Annotated in this window: 14 protein-coding genes and 2 pseudogenes; 6 read left to right on the top strand and 10 right to left on the bottom strand. The window is 72.1% G+C overall.

Annotation, left to right across the window (positions count from 1 at the left end; translation table 11 throughout):
• Nucleotides 1-70: 70 nt before the first annotated feature.
• Entirely contained in the window at nt 71-1,435 is a 1,365-nt protein-coding gene (locus Ato02nite_RS42795) for a dihydrolipoyl dehydrogenase family protein (protein WP_213012446.1), read from the bottom strand.
• A 51-nt stretch (nt 1,436-1,486) separates the two neighbouring features.
• Between Ato02nite_RS42795 and Ato02nite_RS42800 the strand changes: the two genes are divergently transcribed.
• Nucleotides 1,487-2,587: an AI-2E family transporter gene (locus Ato02nite_RS42800; protein WP_213012447.1), complete on the top strand. Its 1,101-nt coding sequence runs from the start codon at nt 1,487-1,489 to the stop codon at nt 2,585-2,587.
• A gap of 106 nt (nt 2,588-2,693) precedes the next feature.
• A complete protein-coding gene (locus Ato02nite_RS42805) occupies nt 2,694-4,571 on the top strand; it encodes an ABC transporter ATP-binding protein (protein ID WP_246608068.1) in 1,878 nt (625 codons plus the stop codon).
• Here the strand turns inward: Ato02nite_RS42805 and Ato02nite_RS53115 are convergent.
• The 5 genes and pseudogenes from Ato02nite_RS53115 to Ato02nite_RS42820 all read right to left on the bottom strand — a co-directional run bounded on the left by Ato02nite_RS53115 (nt 4,556) and on the right by Ato02nite_RS42820 (nt 9,152).
• Nucleotides 4,556-4,822, bottom strand: coding sequence for an alkaline phosphatase PhoX (locus tag Ato02nite_RS53115; protein ID WP_369076935.1), 267 nt, complete (start codon nt 4,820-4,822; stop codon nt 4,556-4,558). The two genes, Ato02nite_RS42805 and Ato02nite_RS53115, sit on opposite strands and share 16 nt — an antisense overlap.
• Nucleotides 4,823-4,889: 67 nt before the next feature.
• A pseudogene (locus Ato02nite_RS53120) lies at nt 4,890-5,552 on the bottom strand (PhoX family protein); the annotation flags it as partial.
• A gap of 52 nt (nt 5,553-5,604) precedes the next feature.
• Nucleotides 5,605-6,219 (bottom strand): annotated as a pseudogene (locus tag Ato02nite_RS53125) (PhoX family protein); the annotation flags it as partial.
• A gap of 116 nt (nt 6,220-6,335) precedes the next feature.
• On the bottom strand, nt 6,336-7,955 hold the full coding sequence (locus Ato02nite_RS42815; protein WP_246608056.1) for a methyl-accepting chemotaxis protein: 1,620 nt from the start codon (nt 7,953-7,955) through the stop codon (nt 6,336-6,338).
• 288 nt (nt 7,956-8,243) lie between these two features.
• Nucleotides 8,244-9,152, bottom strand: a complete 909-nt coding sequence (locus tag Ato02nite_RS42820; RefSeq protein WP_213012450.1) for a DMT family transporter — start codon at nt 9,150-9,152, stop codon at nt 8,244-8,246.
• Nucleotides 9,153-9,223: 71 nt separating this feature from the next.
• Between Ato02nite_RS42820 and Ato02nite_RS42825 the strand changes: the two genes are divergently transcribed.
• Nucleotides 9,224-10,165: a LysR family transcriptional regulator gene (locus Ato02nite_RS42825; RefSeq protein ID WP_213012451.1), complete on the top strand. Its 942-nt coding sequence runs from the start codon at nt 9,224-9,226 to the stop codon at nt 10,163-10,165.
• Between the two features lie 3 nt (nt 10,166-10,168).
• Nucleotides 10,169-10,606 (top strand): hypothetical protein, encoded by a 438-nt coding sequence (locus Ato02nite_RS42830; RefSeq protein ID WP_213012452.1) that lies wholly within the window; start codon nt 10,169-10,171, stop codon nt 10,604-10,606.
• Between the two features lie 13 nt (nt 10,607-10,619).
• Here Ato02nite_RS42830 and Ato02nite_RS42835 read toward each other — a convergent pair whose 3' ends face one another.
• Nucleotides 10,620-12,362, bottom strand: coding sequence for a serine/threonine-protein kinase (locus Ato02nite_RS42835; protein ID WP_213012453.1), 1,743 nt, complete (start codon nt 12,360-12,362; stop codon nt 10,620-10,622).
• 177 nt (nt 12,363-12,539) lie between these two features.
• Between Ato02nite_RS42835 and Ato02nite_RS42840 the strand changes: the two genes are divergently transcribed.
• On the top strand, nt 12,540-13,319 hold the full coding sequence (locus Ato02nite_RS42840) for an alpha/beta hydrolase family protein (protein ID WP_213012454.1): 780 nt from the start codon (nt 12,540-12,542) through the stop codon (nt 13,317-13,319).
• Nucleotides 13,320-13,351: 32 nt separating this feature from the next.
• On the opposite strand, the gene Ato02nite_RS42845 is transcribed toward Ato02nite_RS42840, so the two are convergent.
• Both Ato02nite_RS42845 and Ato02nite_RS42850 read right to left on the bottom strand, forming a co-directional pair.
• On the bottom strand, nt 13,352-13,717 hold the full coding sequence (locus Ato02nite_RS42845) for a hypothetical protein (RefSeq protein ID WP_213012455.1): 366 nt from the start codon (nt 13,715-13,717) through the stop codon (nt 13,352-13,354).
• A gap of 198 nt (nt 13,718-13,915) precedes the next feature.
• Nucleotides 13,916-15,016: an epoxide hydrolase family protein gene (locus tag Ato02nite_RS42850; protein ID WP_213012456.1), complete on the bottom strand. Its 1,101-nt coding sequence runs from the start codon at nt 15,014-15,016 to the stop codon at nt 13,916-13,918.
• 88 nt (nt 15,017-15,104) lie between these two features.
• Here Ato02nite_RS42850 and Ato02nite_RS42855 point away from each other — a divergent pair, with 88 nt between their 5' ends.
• Nucleotides 15,105-15,728 carry a TetR/AcrR family transcriptional regulator gene (locus tag Ato02nite_RS42855; RefSeq protein ID WP_213012457.1) on the top strand — a complete coding sequence of 208 codons (624 nt, stop codon included), beginning with the start codon at nt 15,105-15,107 and terminating at the stop codon, nt 15,726-15,728.
• Between the two features lie 164 nt (nt 15,729-15,892).
• Here the strand turns inward: Ato02nite_RS42855 and Ato02nite_RS42860 are convergent, their stop codons facing one another.
• Complete coding sequence (locus tag Ato02nite_RS42860) at nt 15,893-16,309, bottom strand: VOC family protein (protein WP_213012458.1); 417 nt, start codon at nt 16,307-16,309, stop codon at nt 15,893-15,895.
• Nucleotides 16,310-16,312: the final 3 nt, after the last annotated feature.

Here is a 16,312-nt window from a genome sequence, read left to right on the forward strand (position 1 = left end):
GCTGGAGAAACCATCGCCCACCGGACCCGGGCGTCGCCCCAGGGACAGTCCCTGGTCAACTGCGCTGGTCTCACATGGCCAGGGAGTTGAACAGGTAGAGCCACACCTCGCTGCGGGTGGGGAACGACGGGATGGCGTGCCGCAGCCGGCGCAGCGGGATCTCGCCGACGATGGCGATCGTGGCGGCCTGCAGGAAGTCGGCCACCTCGGAGCCGGTGAAGGTGGCGCCGACCAGCACGCCCTTCTCCTCGTCGACGACGAAACGGCAGGTCCCGGTGCCGCCGCCGGTGAACGAACCACCCGCGTTGGCCTCGGTGCCGACGTTGATCACCCGCGTCTTCAGGCCCGCCTTCTCCGCCCCGGCCGCGGTGTAGCCGACCGCCGCCACCTGTGGCTCGGTGAAGATCACCCGCGGGCTGCCGTGGCCGTCGGCCAGGTGCTGCTCGACCATGTCGCGGCCCTGGATGTCCTCGGCGGCGATGGCCGCCTGGTACTTCGCCATGTGGGTGAACAGGGCGCGCCCGTTGAGGTCGCCGATCACGTACAGCCAGTCGTGGCCGGGCACCCGCATCCGGTCGTCGACGCTCACGTAGCCGTCGGTCCGCACGCCGACCGTGTCGAGACCGAGGCGCGCCGACTGCGGGGTGCGGCCCGCGGCGACCAGCACCTGGTCGGCCGTGACGGTGGAACCGTCGGCCAGCACCACGGTGACCTGGTCGCCGTCGCGGCGCACCGACTTCGCGGTCTGCCCGGTGCGGATGTCGACGCCCTGCGCGGTCAGCGACTCGGTGACCTGTACGCAGGCGAATTCCTCCTCGCGCGACAGGAGCCGGTGCTCGCCCTCGACCAGGGTCACCCGGGTGCCGAACGAGGCGTACGCCTGGGTCATCTCGGCCCCGACCACGCCGCCGCCGATCACGATCAGTGACGCCGGGATGTCCTTGGCGGTGGTGGCCTCCCGGTTGGTCCACGGGTTCGCCTCGGCCAGCCCGGAGATGTCCGGGATGGTCGGCGTGGTGCCGCCGGCCAGGATCACGCCCTTGCGCGCCTCGAGGACCTCGTCGCCGACCACCACCCGCTTCTCGCCGTCCAGCCGGCCCCACCCGCGGAACAGCCGCACCCCGCGGTCGGTCAGCCACGGCACCTGGCCGCTGTCGTCCAGGTTGTTGATGATCTCGTCCCGGTGCCGCAGCACGGCCGCCACGTCGAGCGGTCCGGTCACCGCCTCGCGGACCCCCGGAACCCGGCGCGCCTCGGCGAGCAGCGCACCCGGGCGCAGCAGCGACTTCGACGGCATGCACGCGTAGTAGGAACACTCGCCGCCGACCAGGTCGGCCTCGACGATCGCCACCGACAGCCCCGCCTCGGCGAGCCGGCCCGCCGCGACCTCCCCGCCCGGGCCCGCCCCGACGACCACCACATCAAAAGTCTGCATCCCTCCATGATCCTGGGTTGGGCCGCGCGGCGGGAACTTAGGGTGAGGTTCATGCCCGTTCTGAGCACCGCGAGGAGCCGCACCGCGGTGCGCACCGCGGCACGCCTGTCGGCCGAGATGCTGCTGATCCTGCTGATGACCGCGGTGACGCTGTGGATCCTGGGCAAGATGTGGTCGGTGGTGTGGCCGCTGACGGTCGCCCTGCTGATCACCACCCTGACCTGGCCGCCGGCCCGGTTCCTGCGCCGGCACGGCTGGAAGCCCGCCCTCGCCGCGGCGACCGTGACGGTGGCGTTCCTGCTGCTGGCGGCCGGCATCCTGGTCGGCATCGCGGTGCCGGTGGCGGCCCAGTCCGACGAGCTCGCCGACGGAGTCGTCGACGGCATCCAGCAACTGCGCGACTGGGCGGCCGGGCCACCGCTGAACATCGGCGACGACCAGATCACCTCGGCCATCGACAGCGCCGTCGCGAAACTGCAGAGCTCGATCGGCGACATCGTCAACGCCACCGTCACCGGCGTCGGCACGATCGTGAACGCGGTGGTGGTGACCGTCCTCGCGCTGTTCCTGATGTTCTTCTTCCTCAAGGACGGCCCGCGCTTCCTGCCCTGGCTGACCCGTCAGGTGCCCGGCCGGCTGGCCCGCGACCTGCCCGAGGTGGCCGGGCGCGCCTGGAACACGCTCGGGGCGTTCGTGCGTTCGCAGGCGTTCGTCGGCCTGCTCGACGCCGTCTTCATCGGCCTGGGGCTGTGGATCGTCGGGGTGCCGCTCGTCCTGCCGCTGGCCGTGCTCACCTTCGTGACCGCGTTCGTCCCGATCGTCGGCGCCCTGTTCGCGGGGTTCGTAGCCGTACTCATCGCCCTGGTCTTCAAGGGGTTGACCAGCGCTCTGATCGTGCTGGGCATCATCGTGCTGGTGCAGCAGCTGGAGGGGAACGTCTTCCAGCCCATGGTGCAGAGCCGCGGCCTCGGCCTGCACGCGGCCGTGGTGCTGCTGGCCGTGACGCTCGGCGGCAGCCTGGCCGGCATCGTCGGCAGCCTCCTCGCCGTGCCGGTCGCCGCGGTGCTCGCCACCGCCTGGGACTACGTCCGCGAACAGCTCAGCGACCCGGACCCGCCGGACGAGCAGGCGGTCCTCCTCCCGGGCGAATGAAATGTCCTCATCCCCGGCCGGTGTGCGATGGTCCATTTATGGGCGTCCACGGGTCGGGGAGGCAGCACCGGTGAGCGTTTCCAGCAAGGCGAAGCCGTCGGACGCCATGCCGGAGACGGTCCTGCCCGAGCTGCGGCCGTCCTGGTGGGAGACCGGGCTGCGGGCGCGGGCCTCGACCGGGCTGGTCGGCGTGTTCACCGAGCTGCCCGGGCTGACGGTCAAGGCGGTCCGGGTGGCGTGGCGGGCCGACCGGTTCCGGACCGCCGCGGTCGCGGTGGCCACCGTCGGCGCGGGCGCGATGGCGGCGTTCGGGCTGCTCGCCACCCAGCGGGTGCTGATCGAGCTGTTCGCGGGCGGGCCCACCCCCGACCGGGTGCGGGCGGCTCTGCCCGCACTGGTGTGGCTGGCCGTGGCGAGCGCGGTGCGCGGCACCCTCGGCATGGTGGTCGGGTACGCGCTGAACGGGCTGAAACCCCGGGTGCACCAGGTTGCCGAGCGGGAACTGTTCGAGCACACCACGGCGGTGTCGCTGACCGCCTTCGACGACGACGGCTTCAACGAGGGCATGGAACGCGCGACCCGGGGCAGCGAGGCCGCGATCGAGCTGGTGCAGGACACCATGAACCTGTTCGCCGGCCTGGTCAGCCTGCTCGCGGTGACCGTCGCGGTGGTGGCGATCAACCCGTTGCTGCTGCTCGCGCTGCTGGTGGCGACCGTCCCGACGGCGTACGCGGCGCTGCGCGCGGGACACGAGCGGTTCAAGACCTATCTGGCCAGCTCGACCCGGCGGCGCCGGCAGTGGGTGCTGCAGACCCTGATGGCGGAGCGGAAATCGGCGGCCGAGCTCCGGTCGTACGGCCTGCGGGGTTTTCTTCTCGGGTTGTACGACCGGGTGATGGGCGCGCAGATCGCGGTGGAACTCGCGGTGGCCCGCCGGGCCACCACCACGGTGAGCATCGGCGCGGCGGTCGGCGGGATCGCCCTCACCGGGGTGTACGTGCTGCTCGGCACGCTGCTGCTGAACGGGCACATCCCGCTCGCCGCCGCGGCCACCTGCGTGGTCGCGGTGCAGGCCGCCCAGCGCTCGCTCGCGCAGGTGACGTTCCAGGTGGACCGGGTCTACGCGTCCGGGCAGTTCTTCAACGAGTACGTGAAGTTCCTGCGCACCGCGGACGACTACCTGCCGCCCCGGCCGGCCCCGGACGCGGCGGTGCCCGGCGGATTCGACGAGCTCGGCGTGCACGGTGTCACGCTGCGCTACCCGGAACGGGACCGGCCCGCGGTGGAGAACCTGTCGCTGACCCTGCGCACCGGGCAGACGATCGCCCTGGTCGGCGAGAACGGCTCCGGCAAGTCGACGCTGGCCGCGATGATCGCCGGCCTGCGCGAGCCGACCGCCGGCCATCTGACCTGGAACGGCCGGCCGTACACCGGCTGGGACAACCGGATGTTGCGCCGGCACATCGCGGTCGTCCAGCAGGATCACCACAAGTGGCCGTTCAGCGCGGCGACCAACATCGCCATGGGCGACATCGACGCGGCCACCGACCCCGGCCGGATCGAGACCGCGGCCGCTCTGGCCGCCGCCCACGACATGATCGAGGAGCTTCCGCACGGCTACGACACCCTGCTGGACCGCACCTTCAAGGACGGCCAGGACCTCTCCGGCGGCCAGTGGCAGCGGATCACCGCGGCCCGCGGCTTCTACCGCGACGCTCCCCTGCTGATCATGGACGAGCCGTCCTCCGCCCTGGACCCGCGCGCCGAGGACGCCCTGTTCCAGGCGCTGCGCAGCCGCCAGGGCCGGCGCACCACCATCCTGATCACGCACCGCCTGGCCAACATCATCCACGCCGACCGGATCTACGTCATGCACCTCGGCGCCCTGGTCGAGGCGGGCACGCACGCGGACCTGATGGCGGCGGGCGGCCGCTACGCGGAGCTGTTCACCCTGCAGGCCGCCGGCTATCAGGCCGACCGCTGAACCGGCGCGGCCGGCGAGCCCGGCCGCGCCGATCGGTGGGTCAGCTGCCCACCGGGCCGCCGTCGAGGCGCCAGGTGACCACCACGGCCGGCTTGGCGTAGTCGCAGCGCGTTGCCGTCGGTGGAGATCCACAGGTTGCCGGCGCTGTCGAAGGCGACGTTGTCGGGGCAGGAGATCGGCGAGACCGCGGCCTTGTCGTAGCCGCCGAAGTAGGTCGACGCGTCGGCCGGGTCGCCGCAGACGATCGGCAGTGACCAGGTGAACGTCGTACCGGTGTGGTCGCCGCTGTTTCTCGACCAGCTCGAAGATGTGCCCGTGCTTGTTGGCCGACCGCGGGTTGGCCTCGTACATGCCGGGGTTGGTGCCGACCGCCCGGTTGGTGTTGTTGGTCATCGCCGCGTAGATCTTGCCGGTCTTCAGGCTGGGCTGGACGTCCTCGGGGCGGTCCATCTTGGGGGCGCCGACCTTGTCGCCGGCCAGCCGGGTGAAGGTGAGCACCTCGGCCGCGGTCATCCCGGGAACGTACGACGTCGTGCCGGACACCAGCCTGATCCATTTGCCGGTGCCGTCGAACGCGCCGTCGGCGGGCAGCTTGCCGGTGCCGTCGATCTCGGCGGCCGGGCTGTCCCCGGTGACCCGCGCGATGTAGAGGGTGCCCGACTCGAGCAGGGTCAGGTTGTGCCGCCGGTCGTTCGGCCGGTAGCGGCCGTCCGTGACGAACTTGTAGAGGTAGTCGAACCGCTCGTCGTCACCCATGTACGCGACCACGTGCCCGCTCTTCGCCACGATGACGTTGGCGCCCTCGTGCTTGAGCCGGCCCAGCGCGGTGTGCTTGCGCGGCGCCGAGTGCGGGTCGAACGGGTCGACCTCGACGATCCAGCCGGACCGGTGCGCCTCGTTCGGGTGCTTGGCCAGGTCGAAGCGCTCCTGCGCCCGCTCCCACCTGCGCGACGGGCTCGGATAGCGGGCGGTGGTGGGGATCCCCGTACCGGGTGAGGCTCGGTTTGAGGGTTTCGGGGGCCTGGTCGCCGCCGACGAAGTACTGGTTGAAGTTCTCCTCGCCGGACAGCACCGTCCCCCACGGCGTGACGCCGCCGGAGCAGTTGTTCAGGGTGCCGATGACGGTGGTGCCCTTCGGATCGGCGGCGGTCCGCAGCAGCGGGGAGCCGGCCGCCGGGCCGGTGAGCCGGAACGGGGTGGCGAGCGCGGTGATCCGGCGGTTGTAGCGGCCTCCGGCCGGTCGCCACCGGCCGGTGTGCCCGACCCGGTGGATCTCCACGACGGACAGCCCGTGGGCGGCCATGGCCACCCGAAGCCGCTCCACGCTGAGCGCGTCGAGGCTGGTGAAGCCGGGGAACATCAGCTCCTCGTTGGTGTATTCGTGGTTCACCACGAGCAGTGCCCGGTCGTCGCGGCCGCCGAACGGCAGCACCCCGACGAAGTCGTTGTTGTAGCCGAACTGCTGCGACTGCCGCTGCGCGGTCTGCTCGGCCAGGTCGAAGGCGGGTGCACCGGGGACGACCGGGTCGCCCCAGCGGATGACCACCGAGGAGTCGTAGCCGTTCGGCACGATCAGGGTGTCGAGCTGGTTCGGCGGGATCGGCTTGAACGTGAGCGGGCCCGCCCGGCCCGGCTTGTGCGTCGCCACCGGGGCCGCGGCGGCCGCTGCCGCCGGGATCGATGCCGCGCCGATACGACATGAACGACCGGTAAACGGGAGACGGCCCGACCGGAGATACCGGTCGGGCCGTCGCAAAAGGTCGGTCAGAGGCGGAAGCGCCCGATGACCTGCTGCAGCTCCGAGCTGATGCCCGCCAGTTCCTGCACCGCCCCGGTCGCCTCGGCCAGGGTGGCCGTGGTGGTCTGGGTGGCGTTGGCGACACCGGCGATGGTGCCGGCGATCTCGGTGCTGCCGGCGGCCGCGTCGCTGACGCTGCGGCTCATCTCGCCGGTGGTGGCGGTCTGCTCCTCCACCGCCGAGGCGATGGTCAGCTGGTAGTCGTTGATCCGGGCGATGATCCCGGAGATCTCGCCGATCGCGACGACCGCGTTGGCGGTGTCGGCCTGGATGGCATCCACCCGGCGGGAGATGTCCTCGGTGGCCTTCGCCGTCTCCTGGGCGAGGTCCTTGACCTCGCTGGCGACCACGGCGAAACCCTTGCCGGACTCGCCGGCCCGGGCCGCCTCGATGGTGGCGTTCAGGGCGAGCAGGTTGGTCTGCTCGGCGATCGCGGTGATCGCCTTGACCACGTTGCCGATCTCCGCGCTGGACACGCCCAGCTTGGTCACCGTGGCGTTGGTGTGCTCGGCGACGCCGACCGCCTCAGAGGCCACCCGGGCCGCCTCGTTCGCGCTCTCCGCGATCTCCCGGATGGACAGACCCATCTCGTCACTGCCGGCCGCGACCGTGCTGACGTTGGTGGACACCGTGCCGGCCGCGACCGCGACCGCGTCGGCCTGGGTGGCGGCCTCCTGAGCGGAGACCCCGATCCGCTCGGTGGTGCCGGTGAGCCGGTCGGTGCTGCGGCCCAGGGCCTGCGAGCTGTCGGTGAGGTGGCCGACCATGTCGCGGAGGCCGTCGCGGGCCTCGTTGACGGCGACCGCCATCGCGCCGAGCTCGTCGCGGGACTGCACCTCGGCGGCGACCGACAGGTCACCCTGGGCGACCGCACCGAGCGACTCGGAGACGCTGGCCAGCTGGCGCATGATGAGCCGGCAGACGAAGATCGCCAGGCCGAGCGCGACCAGCAGGGCCACCGCCATGATGATGATCAGCTGGTTCCGGGCGTCCTGGTAGGACTTCTCGGCGTGGGCGGTCATCGCGGCCGCCTCGGACTCCTCGGTCTCCTGCAGCGTGACGATCGCGCTCTTCAGATCGGTCTGGGTCTGCCGCCACACCGTGGCGATCTTGTCGCCGGTCGGGGTGTCGAAGCCGCTCGGCGCCGCCTCGTGGAAGACCAGCACGTTGCGCAGGACCTGGTAGTAGTCGAACGTCTCGGCGAGCGACGTCGCGGCGGCGGTGCTGCTCGCCGAACCGGCGGCGAGTTGCCGGTATGCGGTCAGGGCCGTCTCGAACGCCGCGTCGGCGGTCTTCGTCTGGGTGACGTAGGTGTCCTTGCCGGTGGGGATCAGGGCGTAGAGCCACATGCCCTGGAAGCTGTCGGCGGAGGCGCCCCGCATCGTGCTGAGCTGCACGAGCGCGTCGACGTGCCGCGCCTTCATGGTCTTGATGTCGTCGTTGAGGCTGTTCATCCGGCTGATCCCGAACACCCCGATGCCGAGCGCCGCCACCGCGACGATCAGCACCGACACGTAGATCTTCGTGCCGACGCGGAAGTCGGCGAGCTTGCCGGCCAGCGGGTTCCGCTTCGCGGTTACCTGCACTGTCCGCGGTATTGCTTTCGCGCCCATTAGAACCCTTCAGTGACCACTCGGCTTGGTGCCGTAGTGATCGGCAACTGAAGAGCTCGGTTGAGGTATCAGACTCAGGGGGTGGCGGCCGGGTTGCGCCCAGATCCTCCTCGACGACCTTGCCGGCCACCCGGCTGAGCGCCTGGTGCAGGTGGGTCTGCCCGGCCGCCCACGCCTGGGCCGGGGCCAGGTCGGTGCCGGAGCAACTCGGGGTTCGGCAGCGTGCGCACCCCAGCCCGCACTGCGCCGACCGGGTCGAGGTCACCCCGCCAGTCTTGCGGCCTCCCGATCGGCCGGGGCCGAGTTCGCCGAAGCCACGGTCGGGGTCGGCCGGGTGGACAGCCAGCAGCCCGCGACGACCAGGGCGAAGCCGGCCGCCGTGCTCCAGCGCAGCGGCTCGTTCAGGAACAGCACGCCGAGGAACACCGCCACCACCGGGTTGAGGTAGGTGACCAGCCCGGCGCGGGTGGAGCCGGCCAGCGCGATCAGCCGGTAGAACGCCAGCAGGGCCACCGCGGTGCACAGCACGCCGAGCAGGGCCAGAGCGGTCCAGGCCGACGCGTGCACCGGCTCGACCGGCCAGGTCAGGATCGCGAACGGGGTCAGCACGATCGCGGTGATCGCGGTGGTGCCGCCGGCCAGTGCCTCCGGCGGCACGTCGGCCGCGCGGCGCTGGACCAGCATGGTCGCCACCGCGTAGCTGATCGCGGCCAGCAGCACCATCCCGGCGCCCAGCAGGCCCAGTCGATCACCCGACACGTCCAGGCCGACCAGCACGGCAACCCCGGCAAAACCAAGGACCAGGCCGGAGGTACGCCCACGGGTCAGCGGTTCGGTGCGGGACATCAGCAGGGCGATCACCACCGGCTCGACCGCGATCAGCAGGCCGGTCAGCGAACTGGTGATGTGCACCTCGCCGTACGTGATCAGCAGGAACGGCCCGATGATGTGCACCACCGCGAGCACCGACACCACCCCGAGGTGCGCGCGCAGCGCGCCGAGGGTGCCCCGCACCGCCGCCACCGGCAGCAGGACGAGGGCCGCGATCAGGCCACGGCCGGCCACCACGAAGACCGGCGAGAGGTCCTCGATGGCCAGCTTGATCAGGAAGTACGGGATGCCCCAGAGCACCGCGACCAGCAGGAAGAGAAACCAGGCACGTCGATTCACGGTTCCGAGCCTGCCGCCCTATGGTGGTTAGCGGTAGTGGGGACTTGCTGATGTCGTGTTAAGGAGAGCTGATGATCGACGTGCGGCGGCTGGCCGTGCTGCGCGAGGTGGCCCGGCACGGCAGCTTCAACCGGGCCGCGGCCGCGCTGCGCCTCACCCCCTCGGCGGTGTCCCAGCAGATCAGCGCCCTCGAACGGGCACTCGGCACGGCGGTGGTGCGGCGCAGCACCCGCGGCGTCGAGCTGACCGAGGCCGGCCTGGTCCTGGCGGCGGCGAGCGACGCCATCACCGCCGAGCTGGCCAACGCCGAGGAGGAGATCGCCCGGCTGGCCACCGCCCGCACCGAACGCCTGACCGTGGCCACCTTCACCAGCGGCGGCCAGCGCCTGCTCCCGGCCGCCCTGCTGCGGTTCACCGCCGAACACCCCGGCGTCGAGCTGACCGTCCTGGAGAACGAGCCGGAGGACAGCCTGCCGCTGGTCCGCTCGGGCGCCGCCGACCTGGCCCTGGCGTACCACTTCGACGGCCCGCCCCCGGTCCGGCCGGGCGACCGGTCCGGCCTGACCTGGACGGTGCTGCTCGACGACCCGATGTGGATCGTGCTGCCCGCCGATCATCCGCAGGCCGGCTGCGAGTCGCTGGCCCTGGCCGACCTGGCCGGCGAGCGCTGGGTGCACGGCTGCCTGTCCATCGACACCCTGATGAACCACTACGCGGCCATGTCCGGTTTCGAGGTCCGCACCGCCTGCCGCGGCACCGACTACGTCTTCGCCCAGTCCCTGGTCCGGGCCGGCGTCGGGATCAGCATGATCCCCCAGGTGGCGCTGACCGCCGACCTGGGCGGCCTGGCCACCGTGCCGTTGCGGCCGCCGGGGCCGTCCCGCTTCATCGGCGTCGTCACCGCCACCGGCCGGCCACGACCGCTGGCCGGGGCCCTGATGACCGCCCTGCGGGACACCGTGGCCGGGCTGCCGCTGCCCCCCACCGGGTCGCCCGCTCGCCTACCATCCTGAGCCGTGGGGCTCTTGCATACCTATTTCGTGGCCGAGTCGGACGAACGTGCTGCGGGCGCCGTGGAGCACGGGCCCGAGCAGAGTGGTTTCGACGCCGTCGATCTGCCCGATGTGGATCCGATCATCGTCCTGGCGACGGTGGAGGCGGAGCTGCGCGGCGAGGACGAGGAGTCCGTCGAGGACGGGCCGCGGTTCGCCACGGTGATCGGCGACACCGGACGGTCGTGGGTCTATACCGTCACGGACGAGCTGCAGCGGGCCGTCGCGGCCGCCACGCCGGCCCGGCTGGCCGAGGTGGCGGCGGCGGTCGCCGACGAGGATGACGACGACGATCCCGAGTTCGCCGTCAACGCCCTCGCCGGGCTGCTCGGCGACCTCGGCGAGTTGAGCCGGCGGGCGATCGCCGGCAACCAGCGCGTCTACGCCTGGGTCGGCCTCTGATCCCGTCGCCGACTCACGAGGAGCTCTGCGCGGACGGCTCCGTGCTGGACGGTGTGATGTCCTCGACCCCGGGCGGTATGGGCGCTTTGGGAAGCTCGGGCACCTCGGAGAATTCGGTGCCCGTCGACGAAGGCGGCCGGCTCGGCTCCTCGGAGGCCGTGCCGCCGGTGTCCGTCGACGACGGTGCGGAGGTGATCGGGGCGAAATGCACACCACCGTCCGGGTCGATCGACACCCCCGGGAGCGGGACGCTGCCCGGGGTCACCGGCACCAGGCGGGTGCCGCCGCCGGGTCGCCGCTGCACCAGGCGCAGCGGCCCGCCCGGCTCGGACGACACGAACGTCTCGCACGGGCTGTTGTTCAGCCGGAACGCCAGCGGCGCCGAGTTGCTGGACCGGTAACCGCCGCTGACCGGCACGGAGACCGACTTCATCGGGGCCAGCGGCCCGGTCGACGTCACCGTCACGGTGTTGCCGGTCTGCGTCAGCGGCGTCTTCCCGCCACCGGTGAGCACCTGGTCGCCGGGCAGGATGAACCACAGACTCCACTCGCTGATCGGGGTGTCGCCGCGGTTGGCCACGGTCACCCGCGCGGTGAACCGGCGGGCCTGGTCCGTCCGGACGACATAGACGACCACACACCCCCCGGCGGCCGGCATCGCGCGGGGTGTCGTGGTCGTCGTCGCGGGTCCACCTCGGCCGCTGTCGACCAGGCTCCAGGCGTACGTTCCGGCACCGAGCAGCAGCACCGTCGCCGCCGCGATCAGCACCCGGCGGGGTCGCCGCCGGCGCGACGTCACCGGCTCGCCCGCGGCGGGTGCCGGGTTACCGACGCGGATCACATCCGGATAGGAGCGCTGCGCCGGGAGGATCGTGGTGTCCTCGTCGTTCCGATCGGGCAGGGGCCCGGCCGGCACCTCGGCGGCGATGCCCGCCAGCACCTCGGCCAATTCGGCGCTGGACGGCCGGTCCTGCGGTCGCTTGTCCAGGCAGCGGCCGACCAGTTCGGCGACGGCGGCCGGTAAGCCTTCGACCGGTGGCAGCGGGTCGGGCTCGACATACTGGTGGGCGCGCAGCAGCGCGGTGGTCGTGCCGACGTCCCACGGCAGCCGGCCGATCAGCGTGCGGTAGATCAGCAGACCCACCGCGTAGACGTCGGTGGCCGAGCTGACCTGGCCACCCTCGAGCCGCTCGGGCGCGAGGTAGGCCGGCGTGCCGAGCAGGCTGCCGTCCGGGCCGATGTCGTTCTCGCCGACCAGGGCGGAGATGCCGAAGTCGACGACCTTCGCCCCGCCGGCCGGGAGCATCACGTTCGCCGGTGTCACGTCGCGGTGCACGATCCCGCGGGAGTGTGCGGCGGCCAGCCCGCCCGCGACCTCCGCGCCGATCCGGACCGCCTGTTGCCACGGCAGCGACCTGGTCCGGGCGAGCATCGCGGCCAGCGACTCACCGTCCACCAGCTCCATCACCACGAACGGCACCGGCTCACCGTCGGCGGTGGTGGCCTCGCCGTAGTCGTACACGTTCGCGATGTTCGGATGGCTCAGCCGCGCGACGGCCTGGGCCTCGTCCCGCAGCCGCCGCCGGAACACCGGGTCCGCGCTGGTCGACGGCGCGAGCACCTTCACCGCGACCTGGCGGCCCAGCACCTCGTCGAACCCGCGCCAGACCACCGACATACCGCCGGCGCCGAGCCGTTCCACCAGCCGATACCGATCGGCCAGCCTGGCCGAACCGGGCAGATCCGTCGTGCTCATGTGCCCCCACATGCGCGCTCCGAGAACCGCCGAGCCGCACCGCCATGCCGCTCGACGCCGGCGGGACACGGTCCCCACCGAACTGCGGGACACTAGCCCACCACCAGTCTTGATCACGATCCGTCGATCGGGCGACAGCGGCGCGAAAGGCCCGGATCGATCACCTAACGTAGGGGCATGGCCATCATCGGCACCGCCGCCGGCGTCCCGTTCACCGCCCTGCCGCCCAGCGGCAACGGACCCGCCCCACTCGTCGTGACCTGGCACATGATGGACGCACCGTGCACCGACGCGGCGTTCGCCGCCGCGCTGCCGATGGCCGATGTCGCGGCCTGGCGGGTTCATCTGGGCATGCCGTGGTGCGGCTCCCGGTCCTATCCCGAAGGATACGAACTGTCCCGCCGCGACCCGATGATGCTCTACGTGGACCCGGTGGTGCGCCAGGCGGTCGACGAATTCCCGGCCGCCCTCGCCGACCTGCGGGAACGCTTCCCGATCACGGACGAGCCGATCGGCGTCGTCGGCGCTTCACTGGGCGGCGCGGTGGCCCTCACGGTGACCGCGAGCGGCATCGTGCCGGTGGCCGCGCTGGCCGTCGTCAACGCCGCGATCCGCGCCTCCTCCGTCGTCGAACTCGTCGCGGGACTCTCCGAGCAGCCCTACCCGTGGGACGACGACTCGCGCACCGCAGCCGACCGGCTGGACTTCATCGCCCGCGCCGCGGACCTGCACGGCACACCGGTGCTGGTCGTCAGCGGCGACGAGGACTATCCGGCTTTCCGGGCCGACGCCGCGGCCCTGGCGGCAGCGGTGCCGAAGGCCCGCCTGACCACGGTGCCCGGACTGGCCCACCCGCTGGCCGAACGGCCCGGCGACCAGCCCGCGCCCCAGACACCGCCGGCCAGGACGGTCGACGCCGCGATCACCGACTGGTTCGCCGCCCACCTCGCTACCTGAACCGCCCACCTCGCTACCTGAACCGCCCACCGCTACCTGAACCGCCCACCGCGAAGGCGAGGCGCCTGGGTCAGCGTCGAAGCCGCCGGCATCAGGAAGGACGGCAGGCCCAGCGCCAGCTGCAGGACCGGCACCGCCAGGAAAGCGGCCGGCAGACCGCCGGCGAGCAGGTGCATCACGGTCATCACGACCGCGAGGATCACCAGGTCACGCCACGCCACCAGGTCGGTGGGGTGACGCCACAGGTGGACGCTGCAGCGGGCGCACACCACCGCCAGCAGCAGCATTCCCACCGTGAGGGCCGGAGCGTGCCGGGCATGCTCGCCGGCCATCGCCAGGTGGGCCAGGGAGCCGGCCACTCCCAGCACCGCGGCGGCCCGCCCGGCCAGCCGCCTCATCGGCAGCGGCGGTCGGGGAAGCCGGCGTCGTCCACGGGCCAGTCCTCCCGCCGCGGCAAGTGGGTCAGGCCGGAAGTGTGCCACAGAGGACCGAAACCCTGAACCCTTTTCCGTACGCGGCCCGACCGGTCCCGTGGCACTCGGTCCGGCCGGGCGAAACTCACCCTCCGCGCGCCCGCGCCGGGCGGGCCCGCCGGCCTACGCGAGGCCGGTGAAGAAGGCTCGCACGTCCTCGGCGTACAGCTTGGGTTGCTCGACGGAGAGGAAGTTGCCGCCGGCCGGGAGTTCGGTCCAGTGGGTGACCGGCGCTTCCCGCTCCGCGTAGCGGCGGATCGTGATGTCGGTGACGCCGAGCGCGACGCCCAGCGGGACCGGCGATTTCTCCTTCGGCGCCCAGGCCGCCGGGTCGTGCGCGGCCTCCCAGTAGAGGTTGGCCGACGAGCCGGCGGTGCCGGTGAACCAGTACAGACTGACGTTGGTGAGCAGCAGGTCGCGGTCGACAGACTCCTCGACGGACGGGTCGGTCCACTCGGTGAACTTCTCGGCGATCCAGGCGAGCTGGCCGACCGGCGAGTCGTGCAGGCCGAAGGCGAGGGTCTGCGGGCGGGTGGACTGGATGGCGTTGAAGCCCATCTTGTCGTCGCGGAACTCCTGGAGGCGGCGCAGCCGGTCCTGCTCGGCGTCGGTGAGGCCGTCGAAGTCGCCCGGATCGCCCAACGGGAACGTGATGTGCCCGTTGACGTGCACGCCGATCACCCGCGCCGGCTGCTGCCGGCCCATCTCGACCGCGATCGCGGCGCCACCGCCGGTGCCCTGCACGCCGTAGCGGCCGTAACCGAGCCGGGCCATGATCTCGTTGAGCGCGGCGGCGCTGCGGGCCGTGTTCCACCCGGGTGAGGTGAGCGGGCCGGAGAAGCCGACCCCCGGGTTGCTGACCAGGACCAGGTGGAAGTGCTCGCGCAGCGCCTCGACGACCGGCAGGTAGAGCGCGAACGACCCGGGCCAGTCGTGGCTGATCAGCAGCGGCGTGGCGGTCTCGTCGGCCGAGCGGACGTGCGCGAAGTGCAGCATCTGCCCGTCGACCTCGGTGCGGAACTGCGGCAGCGCGTTGAGCCGGCGCTCGGCGGCCCGCCAGTCGAACTGCTCGGCCCAGTAACGGGCGAGCGGGCGCAGGTAGTCGACCGGGACGCCGCGAATCCACCCCTGACCGGGGATCTCGCTGCCCCATCGGGTGCGGGCCAGCCGGTCGCGGAGATCGTCGACGTCGGCCTGCGGAACGGCGATGCGGAACTCTTCCATGCTGACTCCCCGAATCCTGGAACGGAATGTTTCGTTCCGCTTTAGAGTAGCAGAGCGGAACGATCCGTTCCACTGCTAGATTGGCCGCATGACGACGGCGGGACGGACGCGGCAGGCCGCGCGCAACAACGAGGTGATCCTGGCGGCGGCGCGCGAGGTGTTCCTGGCCGACCAGCGGGCGCCGGTCTCGGCGGTCGCCGAGCGGGCCGGCGTGGGGATCAGCGCGCTCTACCGGCGCTACCCGTCGAAGGAGGACATGCTGCGCACCCTGTGCGGCGACGGGCTGCAGCGGTTCATCGCCGAGGCCGTCCGGGCGATGGAGATCCCCGGCGACTGGGCGGCGTTCGAGTCGTTCGTGCGCGGGGTGGTCGACGCCGACGTGCATTCGCTGACCGTGCACCTGGCCGGCACGTTCCCGCCCGACGAGCAGCTGGCCGCCGACGCGACCCGGGCCAACATCCTGGCCGAGGCGCTGTTCGAGCGGGCCCGGCCGGACATGCGCCCCGAGGCGGTGCCGGCCGACCTCACGATGCTGCTGGAGATGTGCGCGGCGGTGCGGGTCCCGGATGCCGAGCGCACCCGGGAACTACGCGGCCGCTACCTGGCGATGCTGCTGGACGGCCTGCGCCGGGGCGGACCGCTGCCCGGCCCGGCACCGACCGCCGAGGAGCTGAACTGGCGCTGGCACCCGGCCGGCACCGAGACCCGCTGACGCCGGCCGCGAGCCGACGCCGACCCCGAACCGACCGAGACCCCGAGCCGACCGAGACCCCGAGCCGGTGAAGACCCGAACTGACGGAGACCCCGAACTGACGGAGACCCCGAACTGACGGAGACGCCGAACTGGCGCCGACTCCGAGCCGGCGTGCGGCCGGGTCAGCCGACGAAGACGCAGAACAGGTGGCCGTCCGGGTCGGCGTACACCCGGAGGGGTTCTTCCTTGTCGTCGCTGCGGTCGAAGCGCAGCGTCGCGCCCAGCTCGAGCGCCCGCTCGTGCTGGCGGTCCAGTTCGGCCACCGAGTCGACCGCGGTGTCCAGGTGGTACTGCTGCGGCACCTCCGCGTCCGGCCACGTGGTGCGGGCGAACGCCTCGGTCTGCTGGAAGGCCAGCTGCACGCCGGCCGGACTGCGCAGCACCAGCCAGTCCCGGCCGAGCTCGTCGGGCTCCCCCGTCGCCGGCGGTTCGTCGCCGGGGCGATACGAGAGGCCGAACATCTTCCGGTAGAACTCGGCAAGCCCGCGGGCGTCCGTGCTGTCCAGGACGACCTGCCGAATGGTGGGATATGTCGTCATCCG

This window comes from Paractinoplanes toevensis, assembly GCF_018332695.1.
GTDB classification, from domain to species: Bacteria; Actinomycetota; Actinomycetes; order Mycobacteriales; family Micromonosporaceae; genus Actinoplanes; species Actinoplanes toevensis.